The 12045-nt window shown below is 58.7% G+C and carries 10 protein-coding genes; 8 read left to right on the top strand and 2 right to left on the bottom strand.

The window, feature by feature from the left end; all coding sequences use genetic code 11:
* Positions 1 to 34: 34 nt before the first annotated feature.
* On the top strand, positions 35 to 745 hold the full coding sequence (locus tag ACS5Q1_RS05155) for a DnaJ domain-containing protein (protein ID WP_473097182.1): 711 nt from the start codon (positions 35 to 37) through the stop codon (positions 743 to 745).
* Between the two features lie 80 nt (positions 746 to 825).
* On the opposite strand, the gene ACS5Q1_RS05150 is transcribed toward ACS5Q1_RS05155, so the two are convergent.
* On the bottom strand, positions 826 to 2409 hold the full coding sequence (locus ACS5Q1_RS05150; RefSeq protein WP_473097181.1) for an SPOR domain-containing protein: 1584 nt from the start codon (positions 2407 to 2409) through the stop codon (positions 826 to 828).
* A gap of 254 nt (positions 2410 to 2663) precedes the next feature.
* On the opposite strand from ACS5Q1_RS05150, the gene ACS5Q1_RS05145 reads away from it, so the two are divergent.
* From ACS5Q1_RS05145 to ACS5Q1_RS05115, 7 genes are all read left to right on the top strand, one after another.
* On the top strand, positions 2664 to 2999 hold the full coding sequence (locus ACS5Q1_RS05145) for a phasin family protein (protein WP_473097180.1): 336 nt from the start codon (positions 2664 to 2666) through the stop codon (positions 2997 to 2999).
* Positions 3000 to 3275: 276 nt separating this feature from the next.
* Positions 3276 to 3668 (top strand): ATP-dependent Clp protease adapter ClpS, encoded by a 393-nt coding sequence (gene clpS / locus ACS5Q1_RS05140; protein ID WP_203444172.1) that lies wholly within the window; start codon positions 3276 to 3278, stop codon positions 3666 to 3668.
* Positions 3669 to 3697: 29 nt separating this feature from the next.
* The gene (gene clpA / locus ACS5Q1_RS05135) at positions 3698 to 6163 is read left to right on the top strand and encodes an ATP-dependent Clp protease ATP-binding subunit ClpA (RefSeq protein WP_473097179.1); all 2466 of its coding nucleotides are present in this window, start codon (positions 3698 to 3700) and stop codon (positions 6161 to 6163) included.
* Complete coding sequence (locus ACS5Q1_RS05130) at positions 6160 to 6411, top strand: hypothetical protein (protein WP_473097178.1); 252 nt, start codon at positions 6160 to 6162, stop codon at positions 6409 to 6411. Before clpA ends, ACS5Q1_RS05130 begins: the two co-directional genes overlap by 4 nt.
* A 599-nt stretch (positions 6412 to 7010) precedes the next feature.
* Entirely contained in the window at positions 7011 to 8273 is a 1263-nt protein-coding gene (locus ACS5Q1_RS05125) for a nucleotide sugar dehydrogenase (protein WP_473097177.1), read from the top strand.
* Between the two features lie 208 nt (positions 8274 to 8481).
* Positions 8482 to 9945 carry a mannose-1-phosphate guanylyltransferase/mannose-6-phosphate isomerase gene (locus tag ACS5Q1_RS05120; RefSeq protein ID WP_473097176.1) on the top strand — a complete coding sequence of 488 codons (1464 nt, stop codon included), beginning with the start codon at positions 8482 to 8484 and terminating at the stop codon, positions 9943 to 9945.
* Between the two features lie 319 nt (positions 9946 to 10264).
* Positions 10265 to 10840 carry an NADPH-dependent FMN reductase gene (locus ACS5Q1_RS05115; RefSeq protein WP_473097175.1) on the top strand — a complete coding sequence of 192 codons (576 nt, stop codon included), beginning with the start codon at positions 10265 to 10267 and terminating at the stop codon, positions 10838 to 10840.
* Between the two features lie 2 nt (positions 10841 to 10842).
* On the opposite strand, the gene ACS5Q1_RS05110 is transcribed toward ACS5Q1_RS05115, so the two are convergent.
* Positions 10843 to 12018: a GNAT family N-acetyltransferase gene (locus ACS5Q1_RS05110; protein WP_473097174.1), complete on the bottom strand. Its 1176-nt coding sequence runs from the start codon at positions 12016 to 12018 to the stop codon at positions 10843 to 10845.
* Positions 12019 to 12045: the final 27 nt, after the last annotated feature.

Genomic DNA, 12045 nt, shown 5'->3' with positions numbered 1-12045 from the left:
TCCCGGCCCACATGTTGGGGTGGGGACAAAAACGATGATGCTGCTTTTCGGAATCGCGGCGGTCGCCCTTCTGTGGTGGCTTGCCAAGACGTATACGCGGACGGACACGAAGGTTCTGGCGAAGAGCCTCAAAGTCGTGGCCGGTGTCGCGGCTCTTGGCGCGGCCGTGCTTCTCGGCATCAAGGGGCGTTTCGATATGGCCCTCCTGCTAGGGGGCTTTGGGGCCTGGGCCCTAGGCTGGAATGCCCTGAACATTCCCGGCCCCTGGCAGAAATTCCAGCAGGCGACCGGCCGCTTCTCCCGCATCCGATCGGCGATGATCGAGATGGAAATCGACCACGCGACCGGCGCCGTCGAGGGCAGCATTTTGGTCGGGGCTTTCGCTGGCCGCCGCCTCTCAAGTCTCGATCCGCAGAGCCTGCGCCGTCTCTATGACGAATGCTGTGCCCATGATCCCCAGGGCGTTCCGCTCCTAGAGGCTTATCTTGATCGCAGGTTTTCCGGCTGGCGTGAAAACGCTCAGGGAGATCGTGACACGCGGACGCGCACCCATGCGCATTCGGGCGTAATGACGAAAGAGGAAGCCTATCAGATCCTGGGGCTTCAGCCGGGTGCGAGCCTCGATGAGATCCGAAAAGCGCATCGGACGCTCATGAAGAAACTCCATCCCGACCAGGGAGGGACGGCGTATCTCGCGGCTCGCGTGAACGAGGCGAGAGAAGTTTTGCTGGGCCGACATCGCTGATACTCCACGCGCGATCCGGTTTGTCTTTAGACTGCGGCGGCGCAAACACACGCGCCGTCGCAGAACTCCCTTACATCAGATCAGCTGCGCGAGGCGAAGCAGTTCATGCCGCCCTTCTTGAGCTGCTTGCAAGCGTTGGCGGCACCGTTGGATTCGGAGAAGCCGGAGAAGCGGGCACGATAGAGCGTGCTGCCGTCCACAGTCACCTTCTCGGTGAACGGAGCGGCCTTGTTGAGGAGCTTGCCGAAGCGGCTGCGGGCCGAGTCGAGCATGGCCTTGGCCTTGTCCTCGTCGTCCGTGGCGCCGAGCTGGATCACCCAACCCGTCACAGCTTTTTTGGGTTCGGCAACCTCAGTTTTGGGAGCATCCGTCTTGAGAGATGCGACCTTGGTCGCCACAGCGGTGGTTGCAGCCGGTGCGGGCTCGACTGCCTTCGCCTCGATCTTGGCCTGCAGAGCGGCCTTCTGAGAGGCCGGGATCTGGGCCGGAGCCGGCAGGGCGGCGTAGGCCTGGGCGTTCAGGGGCAACGGCTCCTGTCCCTTCTGCCACCGCACCGAGGAGGGTGTGGTGGTCGAGCTGGCGCCGGCGGCCGAGGCCACGACGGGGCGCAAGGTATTCAGGTCGAGCGGCTTACGCTCGGGTGCAGCTTGAGGCGTCGAGGCCTGCGCGACAGGAGCCTGTGGGGTGGCCGAGGCGACTCGCACAGGAGTTGCGACCGGAGTGGCTTCAACCGGGCGCGGAGCCGGAGCTTCGGCTACCATGGCGGGTCGGCTCTCGACTACGGCTGGTGCCGTACGAGCACCGGCATAGGCGCGGGGCAGGTGATCGTCGATCAGGGCCGCCATCTTCTGGTCGCGAGAAGAGCCGGAGCGGCCGCCGAGCACGACGGCGACGATGCTGCGGGTATCGGTATTGACCGAGGTCAGCAGGTTGAAGCCGGAGAGGCGGGTGTAGCCGGTCTTGATGCCGTCCACGCCTTCGACCTTACCGAGCAGACGGTTGTGGCCGCGGATGGTGCGGCTGCCGTACTGGAACGAGCGGGTCTGGAAATAGGCGAAATATTTCGGGAATCGGTCCTGGATCGCGCGGCCGAGGACGGACAGGTCGCGGGCGGTGGTGATGTTCGGCGGCTCATGCGGCAGGCCGTGCGGGTTGTAGAACGCGGTTGAGCTCATGCCGAGCTCCTTGGCCTTGCGGGTCATCATCTGGGCGAAGGCATCCTCTGAACCCGCGATGTTTTCTGCCACCACGACCGAGACGTCGTTGGCGGATAGGGTCACCATGGCCTTGATGGCATCGTCGACCTCGATAGCTGATCCGGGACGAAGACCGAGCTTGGTCGGAGGCTGGCTTGCGGCATAGGTCGAAACGGTCAGGGGCGTGTCGAGGCGCATGCGCCCGCGTTCGAGCTGCTCGAACAGCAGGTAAAGGCTCATCACCTTGGTGATCGAAGCCGGAATCCGGGGTTCGTCGATATTCTCGCCCTGGAGCACCTTGCCGGTCTTGGAATCGACGACGATGGAGGCTGTGAGAGGGCTGCCGCCGCCGGAGGGCTTAGCCCTGCGGCGCGCTGCATCCGCCGGAGAGGAAAACGCAACCGCAACTGAAGCAATAATACCAATAAGAGCCCATGTCTTTCGGTGTCCCATCCAAACCGAATTCATGCTGCAAAAATCCCTGTTTCGTTTGGTTTTAGGCCCGTGCGCCCGGCTCTCTGAAAGGAACCGTTGCCAGCACAACACATCCTCCGACAGTAAGAGGATGCGGTTACGGGGCGGTTAACGGGGGAGAATCGAATGATTGAGATATTGTGCAATGCACAATAGAACTTGACAAATTTTGTGCACTGCACATATTGAGTTCGTCAGCTATCCAGCGGCGCCAACCGTCATTTAACGCCTTATTGCCGAGGTTCACAATGCTTCAGCCGTTTACCCAGATTCAGAAATTCGGCCAGGACAACCTGGATGCCACCGTGAAGGCCCTGGGCGCCTTTTCCAGCAACAGCCAGGCGATCGCGACCGAAACAGCGGATTTCGCCCAGAAGTCGTTCGAGCAGACCTCTGCGACCGTCGAAAAGCTCATCGGTGTGCAGACCCTCGATAAGGCTTTTGAAATCCAGACGGCCTTCGTGAAGAGCACCTATGACAGCCTCGTGAGCCAGACCACTAAGATGGGCGCGCTCTATTCCGCTCTCGCGACTGAGACGATCAAGCCTTACGAGGGCCTCCTTTCCAAGGCGACGACCGCCTGATCGGACGATTGCAGCTCTTCTCTCATGATGAAGCGCCCGGGCCTGTCCCGGGCGTTTTGCGTTGGAGCTGCCATGCGCCTAAGGCTTGGCTGCACGCTTGCGCCGCTCGCGCAGGAGTGACCAAGATGTCGCTCTTTTCCAGGAGGCTGCGACCACCCATCTGGTTGATCTGGCGAACCGAATGGAGCGACTATACATTTGGCTTGGTGTCGACGGCCCGAGACAGGTGGGCCGAAGGCCGAGGGCGAGAACAGAAGAAGGGGCGGTCGTCCGATTATGCTGCGGTTAGCTCAAGGTACTTTGACCCTGTCGGAGTCTTTTCCGATCTCCGCTGCCGGCGGTTCACAGCCCCCTGGAGGCGATGATGGCGGTCGCTCGAACACGGCCATCATCACGAAAACCAAACCGCGCACGAAACGGCCGAACCTTTACCGCGTTCTTCTCTTGAACGATGATTACACCCCGATGGAGTTCGTGGTGCACGTGCTGGAGCGCTTTTTCAACAAGAACCGTGAGGATGCAACCCGGATCATGTTGCACGTGCATCAGAATGGCGTGGGGGAATGTGGAGTTTTTACTTACGAAGTTGCTGAGACGAAGGTGACTCAGGTGATGGATTTCGCCCGGAAGCACCAGCACCCTCTGCAATGTGTCATGGAAAAGAATTAGCCGAGCCCCGTCTCATAAAGGACAAGCCGTTGCCGAGCTTTTCTCGCAGTCTTGAACAAGCCCTTCACCGAGCCCTCGCTCTTGCGGGTGAGCGCCGCCATGAATACGCAACCCTTGAACACCTCCTCCTGGCTCTGATCGACGACCAGGACGCCGCGGCCGTCATGCGGGCCTGCAATGTCGATCTCGATGTTCTCCGCCGCAACCTGATCGATTACGTCGACAGCGAACTTGCCAATCTCGTGGCCGATGGACGCCAGGATTCCAAGCCGACGGCCGGTTTCCAGCGTGTGATTCAGCGGGCTGTGATTCATGTCCAGTCGTCCGGTCGCGACGAGGTGACGGGTGCGAATGTGCTTGTCGCCATCTTTGCCGAGCGGGAGAGCCATGCGGCCTACTTCCTGCAGGAGCAGGACATGACCCGTTACGACGCGGTCAACTATATCAGCCACGGTATCGCCAAGCGTCCCGGCCTCACCGAGAGCCGCTCGCCGCGCGGATCCGAGGAGGAATCCTCGACCGAGCGTCCGACCCAGGACGAGGGTGATGCGCGGAGTAAGAAAAAGGGCGACGCGCTCGAAGCATACTGCGTCAACCTCAACAAGAAGGCGAAGGAAGGCCGGATCGATCCGCTGATCGGTCGTGAGTCCGAGGTCCAGCGCACCATCCAGGTCCTGTGCCGCCGCCAGAAGAACAATCCGCTCCTCGTCGGCGAGCCCGGCGTCGGCAAGACCGCCATCGCGGAAGGTCTGGCTCGCAAGATCGTCCAGGGCGAGGTGCCGGAGGTCCTCAAGGGAGCCACCGTCTTCTCTCTCGACATGGGCACGCTCCTGGCGGGCACCCGCTATCGCGGCGACTTCGAAGAGCGTCTGAAGCAGGTGATGAAGGAGATCGAACAGCACCCGAACGCGATCATGTTCATCGACGAGATCCATACGGTGATCGGTGCTGGTGCGACCTCCGGCGGCGCCATGGATGCCTCGAACCTGCTCAAGCCTGCCTTGGCTCAGGGTACGCTGCGCTGCATCGGCTCCACGACCTACAAGGAATACCGGCAGTATTTCGAGAAGGATCGGGCCCTCGTGCGTCGCTTCCAGAAGATCGACGTCAACGAGCCTTCGGTGCCGGATGCGATCGAGATCGTGAAGGGGCTGAAGCCTTACTTCGAGGACTTCCACAAGCTGAAATACACCAACGACGCCGTGAAGGCGGCGGTGGAACTGTCGGCCCGCTACATCAACGACCGGAAGTTGCCGGACAAGGCGATCGACGTGATCGACGAGACCGGCGCATCGCAGATGCTCCTTCCCGAAGGCCGTCGCAAGAAGACCATTGGCATCAAGGAGATCGAGGCGACCATCGCCACCATGGCCCGCATTCCGCCCAAGACCGTGTCGAAGGACGATGCCGAGGTGCTCGCGCACCTGCAGGATACCCTGAAGCGGGTCGTCTACGGTCAGGACAAGGCTATCGAGGCGTTGTCCTCGGCGATCAAGCTGGCCCGCGCTGGCCTGCGCGATGCGGAAAAGCCCATCGGCTCCTACCTCTTCGCCGGCCCCACGGGCGTCGGCAAGACGGAGGTGGCCAAGCAACTGGCGGCCTCGCTCGGCGTCGAGCTCCTGCGCTTCGACATGTCGGAATACATGGAGCGGCACACGGTCAGCCGTCTGATCGGTGCGCCTCCCGGCTATGTGGGTTTCGATCAGGGCGGCCTGCTGACCGACGGCGTCGACCAGCATCCGCATTGCGTGCTCCTGCTCGACGAGATCGAGAAGGCGCATCCGGATCTGTTCAACATCCTGCTTCAGGTCATGGACCACGGGAAGCTGACGGATCACAACGGCAAGCAGGTCGATTTCCGCAACGTGATCATCATCATGACCACGAATGCGGGGGCTGCCGACATGGCCCGTCCGGCCTACGGCTTCACCCGCACCAAGCGCGAAGGTGACGATACGGAAGCGGTCAACAAGCTGTTCACGCCCGAGTTCCGCAACCGACTCGATGCGATCATTTCCTTCGCTCATCTGCCGAAAGAGGTGGTTCAGAAGGTCGTGGACAAGTTCGTCATGCAGCTCGATGCCCAGCTTGCCGACCGCAACGTCTCGATCGAACTCACGGACGAGGCCCGCGACTGGCTGGTCGAGCATGGCTATGACGAGGCCATGGGCGCTCGCCCAATGGGCCGCCTGATCCAGTCGACCATCAAGACGCCGCTGGCGGACGAAGTCCTCTTCGGTCGCCTGAAGAATGGCGGTGCCGTTCATGTGGTGGTCAAGACGGACGAGATCGGTCTGCAGAGTCTCGGCTTCGAATATGTCGAGGGTCCGGTGAAGCCGAAGCCCGAGAAGGACGTGGCGAATGCTGCAAAGAAGAAGCCCAAGGCCAAGGCCTCTTCGTCGAAGGCGAAAAAGACCGTGAAACCGAAGGGATCCGATGGTAATGGGGGCGGCGGTGTCCGCACCGTTCCGAAAGTTCCGTTGGTTAGAGCATGACGACCGAGATTCACGAGGGACCCCTGGAAGCGTCCCGAACCCTGGAGACGCCGGCGAAGTTGTCATGGCGCGAGAAGCGCTATCTGCGCCGTCGCCGGCGTGTATGGTTCGAGGAAATCTTGGGGTGGATCCTCGTGCCGGTGATCATCTTGGGCTGCTATTGGCTGCTGGACATCGGCCTCAACGCGCTCGGCACCTCGCCATCCGCGATTATGGAAGGCATCGACGCGATCATCTCCAGTCTTTAAGAGTCTGACTCAAAATGCGGCTATCCGCTGCCACCGAGGTGTCTTCCTGGCGCTCCCCGCACCTGAAACGGTGAAAATCTGTCCCGTTTGGGCCTGATTAAGCTTCCTATTCCTGCCAGGATGCAGCCACAGGATGCGTTCCGGGAGTTTTCAGTCAGCCTCTAAGATTGGCTGAGACTAGCCCAGCCGTCTATCAAGCCGCATCGGATCAAACGCCGGTGCGGCTTTTTCCTTGGCGACTCACCCGCATCAAGTAGGCTTTAATTAACCTGCTATGCCGAACTGCATATGCGCGACGTCAAATGCAGCCGAGTTTGGACGCTTCGAATCAAAGCTTGGCGGTTGGTGGGCAAATAACTCATCGGTATTAATTTTATAATATTATGTATTACTCTCTGCAGTGGTTTTTGAGTTCAGAATAATAATTTTTTACATAGTTTAATTTTGATATGATCAGGGCGGCCGCCTGGATACTGTGTCAATATAAATGAAAAAGATGTAGTATTGTTTGAGATTATGCGACTTCATGGTTGTCCAAGGTCATTAGTTTTTCTGAAAAACAAAGATCATATTCAAAATGGGGCAATGAGGCATGAACGATGAAAATCGCAATATTAGGCCTCGGCTATGTCGGATTGACAGCTGCTGGCTGTTTGCTCAAGGAAGGGCACTTTATCCTTGGCATTGAGCCAAACGAGGACAAGCTAGCACTTATCAAAGACGGAAGATCTCCAATCTATGAGCCCGGTCTCAATGACTTGCTTCTTCTCGGAGTGCAGGAAGGTCGGCTTGAGACCTCTCTGAGCGTCGATGGGCGTCTCGGTCACTGCGATATTGTGATGGTCTGCGTGGGCACACCTAGTGCACCCGATGGCTCGCACAACATGTCTTACATTGCGGAGGTATCCCGGCAAATTGCGTGTCACGTTGACCCTGCCCGCCGAAATCCGCTGACGGTTATGTTCCGCAGCACGTTTCGCCCAGGCACAATCGAGCAACTCGTGCGCCCAATATTTCAAGGTATTCTTGAGGAAAACCTGTCCGCCGTGGAACTGATTTACAATCCGGAGTTTCTACGAGAGTCGACCGCTATAAAAGACTACTTCAATCCGCCAAAGATCGTCGTAGGAACCGAGGGCGGCAAACGCTCGGCTAATGTGAATAAGCTGTATGAGAACATGTCCGCGCCGATATTTTACACTGGCTATCGTGAGGCAGAATTCATCAAGCTCGTTGATAATACCTTCCATGCTCTCAAGGTAAGTTTTGCAAATGAAATAGGCCGTGTCTGCTCAAAACTCGGGATTGATGCCGGCAAAATTCATGAAATGTTTGTTTCCGATACGAAGCTGAACATCTCGCCGCAATATCTTCGGCCAGGCGGGGCTTTCGGAGGCTCATGCCTGCCAAAGGATGTACGTGCGCTAAATTTCATCGCTGAAGAAATTGGAGCCAATACGTTTGTTATTGACTCCCTTTTGCGATCGAATGAAGCACACAAGCGATTTTTAGTTGAGCTGGTCACAAAAGGCCTAGCCCTTGAAGCAAAGGTGCTTTTGGTCGGACTTGCATTCAAGGCAAATAATGACGATCTGCGGGAAAGCCCCAATCTCGATCTCGCGCGTCGTCTGCTTCAACTGGGATTTCGCTTATCGATCTATGACCCAATGGTTGAGCCGACCAGCATGATGGGTCACAATCTCGGCTATACGTACTCTCATTTGCCGAACATTGGAGAGATCCTCGTAAGCAAGGAGGAGGCAGAAGCAACGACCTTTGATCTTGTTATAGATGCTAACGGTCTCGCAAATAGGCTGTCTCTCAGATGTAACTCTTTATTCGATATAAATGCTCTTCGATAAAGTGCGTTGGAGACCAGCCTTCTGGCCGCCCCGCTGCAGCACCCCGACCCTGAGAACTATCCATTCTGTTCGACCTCGAAATAGTCGTGATGACAATCGTATGGATGTTTTATGATTCTCACGTGGACTGAGCCTGAGTTGTCGAGCGCGTCCAGGGTAATCCGCCCTTCACACTATCGACGATCTCAATCCAGCGGAGGCGTTAGTCATGAGCCTCATCACCCCAGTTCTGATGTCGGGCGGCACCGGCAGCCGTCTGTGGCCCCTTTCCAGAGAGGCTTACCCGAAACAGCTCCTGCCGCTACTGGGGCAGGGAAGCCTGTTGCAGGAGACGCTTCGGAGGGTATCCGGCCAGCCGCTTTTCGGCGCGCCTCTCGTGATCGCCAATGCAGAGCACCGGTTCCTGATTGCGGAGCAACTCCGTGAAATGGGATGCGCGGATGCCACTCTTCTGCTTGAACCATTTGGGCGCAATACCTGTCCGGCGGCGGCAGTGGCTGCCATCCTGGCCTCCAGGCAGGATCCGGACAGCCTGATTCTGCTGATGCCGGTCGATCACTGTATCGGGAACGTGCCGGAATTCCAGGCGGCCATCGAAGCGGGGAGAACGGCTGCCGAGCAGGGCCGTTTCGTGCTCTTCGGCATGACACCCAAGGCTCCCGCCACCGGGTATGGCTACATCCAATGCGGAGAGAGCCTCGAAGACTCGCGTATCCGTCAGGTGCTGGGCTTCAAGGAGAAGCCAGACGCGAGTACGGCCAAAAGCTATGTCGAGTCCGGGACATACTCCTGGAACAGTGGCATCTTCCTGCTGCCGACACGCCGATTTCTGGAAGAATTGAGGCGCCTGGAGCCAAGATTGCTGCAGGCTTGTACCCAGTCTGTCGACAAGGCCACCGTCGATCTGGATTTCCTGCGCCTCGATCCCTCATCCTTCCAGAACATACCCGACATTTCGATCGACTACGCGGTGATGGAAAAGACGTCCCTTGCAGTGGTAGTGCCCATGGATTGCGCATGGTCGGACGTTGGTGCTTGGTCCGCATTGTGGGATCTGGCCTCAAAAGATCAGGATGGCACGGTCGCCCTCGGTGATGTGGTCGCGCTCGACAGCAGCGGCTGCTATCTCCGCTCGGACGGCCCCTTGGTGGCGGCTGTTGGAATTCAGGATCTCATCGTCGTTGCAACCCAGGACGCTATTCTGGTCGCGCAGAAAGAGCGAGATCAGGACGTCAAGAAGCTCGTGGACCAGTTGAAGGCGAGGGGACATGATAGCGCCGTCCAGACGACACGGGTTCACCGGCCGTGGGGCTTCTATCAGTCCCTCCACATGGGTGAACGCTTCCAGGTCAAGCGCATCACGGTGAAGCCCGGTGAGAAGCTATCGCTGCAGAAGCACTACCATCGCGCAGAACACTGGATCGTGGTGAACGGGACAGCTCTTGTCACCCGCGATAACGAACAGATCCTGCTGCGGGAGAACGAGTCAGTCTATCTGCCGCTGGGCTGTGTGCACCGTCTGGAGAACCCCGGTCGCGTGCTCCTCAATCTGATCGAGGTGCAATCCGGCGCCTATCTCGGGGAGGATGACATCGTACGATTGGAGGATGTCTATGCACGGGACAGCAATGATGGCTTCGAACGCATGCGCCATCGGCTGACTGTTGCCTAAGATCAGGTCTCTGAGGAGTGGCTCGTTCGTGATTTCCTGCGTCGGAGCGAACGTGATGAGCCAGGGAGGTTCATCATCCCAATCCCACTCCGATCTGACTCTGCGATCCGCTGCCACTGCTGGGTCGTCAATTCATAGCGTTTGGCCATGCGCGAGCCCCCAGATCCAATAAGCTTGGGGGCTCATGCCTCACACAATCAGCCTGTTTAGGGTGAAGAGCGTTTCCCCGGGGCGGTTTGACTTGGCCTCCCACGAACCCTAGCCTCGCTAACCCGTCGATCACCTATGAGATGAAATTCTGACAGGCAACGAGGACACTGTGACGAAACTGATTGGCATTTCGGGAAGCTTGCGCCAAGCCTCGTTCAACTCCGCATTGCTGCGAAACGCAGCGGGACTGATGCCCGAGAATACGGAACTCGTGGTCGAAACCATCCGGGGTATCCCGCTCTATGATGGTGATGTCGAGGTCAACGAGGGGATCCCTCAGCGCGTCGAAGAGTTGAAAGATGCCATCGCCGCTGCGGATGGGCTGTTCCTCGTCACGCCGGAATACAACAATTCGATCCCCGGCGTGTTCAAGAACGCCATCGACTGGCTCTCCCGGCCAGCCTCGGACATCAAGCGCGTTTTCGGCAGCAAGCCAGTGGCTGTCATTGGCGCGTCGCCGGGCAGTTTCGGCACAATCCTGTCACAGAATGCGTGGCTCCCGGTGCTGCGTACGTTGAGAGCCGATTTCTGGGCCGGAGGGCGCCTGATGGTGTCGCATGCGCAGACAGTCTTAAATCAGGATGGCACTTTCGCCGATCAGAAGGTCGAGGAGCAATTGCGCAAGTTTCTCGAAGGCTTCACAGCTTACGTTCGAGCCGCACGGCAAAACGCATCCGCGCCCTGAGCCTAATCCGCTTTCCGCTGTTTGAACGGAGATGCCTCCGATAGCTCGCCGGCAGCTTCGGATACATAGAGCCGCTCCTGATCGAGATAGGCCTGCACCGCCCGGCGCAGCGAGGGATCGGCGATATCGTGAGCCGAGGAGGTGATCACGGGCCTGTAACCCCGTGCGAGCTTGTGCTCTCCCTGCGCCCCCGCCTCAACCCGGTCGAGGCCACGGGCGATGGCGAATTCGATGGCTTGATAGTAGCAGACCTCGAAATGCAGGAAGGGGTGATCCTCGATGCACCCCCAATTGCGGCCATAAAGACGCTTATCGCCGATGAAGTTGATGGCACCGGCGATGTAGCGTCCGTTGTGCTTCGCCATGACGAGGAGGACCCTCTCGGACATGCGCTCGCCGATGAGGGAGAAGAAGGAGCGATTGAGATACGGCCGCCCCCATTTCCGGGAGCCTGTATCCATGTAGAACGCGAAGAAGGCGTCCCAATGCGCTTCCGTGATGTCCTTGCCGGTCACCCACTCGATGGAAATGCCGTTTGCCAGTGCGTCGCGCCGTTCGCGCCGGATTGCCTTGCGTTTGCGGGACGCCAGCGCAGTCAGGAACTCCTCGAAACTGCCATAGCCGTCATTGAGCCAATGGAACTGCTGATCGTCCCGCTGCAGAAATTTTTCCGATGTCAGTGCCTTGAGATCTGCGTCCTGCAGGAAGGTAACGTGGATGGAAGAAGCCCCGGTCTGGTCTCTCAAGGCTCTTAAGCCCGCGATCAGATAGGAGCGGACCTCCGCCGCTTGAGGTCCGTTCGGGACGAGGAGGCGAGGGCCTGTGACCGGTGTGAACGGTACCGCGACTTGGAGCTTGGGATAGTAATGCCGGCCCGCACGGGTGTAGGCGTCCGCCCACGAATGGTCGAAGACGTATTCACCCATGGAATGGGACTTGAGATAGCAGGGGGCCGCGCCCAGCAGTTTCTCAGCCTCGTCCTCGACGAGAATATGAACAGGGGCCCAGCCGGTCTTTCCCCCAACACAGCCGGAATCCTCCAGCGCGGACAGAAAGGCATGAGATACGAACGGATTGAACGGATCGTCGTCGCCGGAGCCGGCATTGACGGCGCAGGCATCCCAGTCGGTGGCGGGAACTGCCTTCAGGCCTTGGGCAATTTTGACTTGGAAGGTCACAGGGTTTGAAGGATCTCGCCGTTAGGG

It is taken from the genome of Microvirga sp. GN3, from assembly GCF_055792825.1.
Note: the sequence above shows the minus strand (reverse complement) of the source record. Positions and strands in the feature narration are given on the sequence as shown.

What these genes read in the sequence shown, in the direction of transcription:
- ACS5Q1_RS05120 (WP_473097176.1), top strand. Translation starts at nt 8,482, where the DNA reads ATGAGCCTCATCACCCCAGTTCTGATGTCGGGCGGCACCGGCAGCCGT.
- ACS5Q1_RS05145 (WP_473097180.1), top strand. Translation starts at nt 2,664, where the DNA reads ATGCTTCAGCCGTTTACCCAGATTCAGAAATTCGGCCAGGACAACCTG.
- clpS (WP_203444172.1), top strand. Translation starts at nt 3,276, where the DNA reads ATGCTGCGGTTAGCTCAAGGTACTTTGACCCTGTCGGAGTCTTTTCCG.
- ACS5Q1_RS05130 (WP_473097178.1), top strand. Translation starts at nt 6,160, where the DNA reads ATGACGACCGAGATTCACGAGGGACCCCTGGAAGCGTCCCGAACCCTG.
- ACS5Q1_RS05125 (WP_473097177.1), top strand. Translation starts at nt 7,011, where the DNA reads ATGAAAATCGCAATATTAGGCCTCGGCTATGTCGGATTGACAGCTGCT.
- ACS5Q1_RS05150 (WP_473097181.1), bottom strand. Translation starts at nt 2,409, where the DNA reads ATGAATTCGGTTTGGATGGGACACCGAAAGACATGGGCTCTTATTGGT.
- ACS5Q1_RS05155 (WP_473097182.1), top strand. Translation starts at nt 35, where the DNA reads ATGATGCTGCTTTTCGGAATCGCGGCGGTCGCCCTTCTGTGGTGGCTT.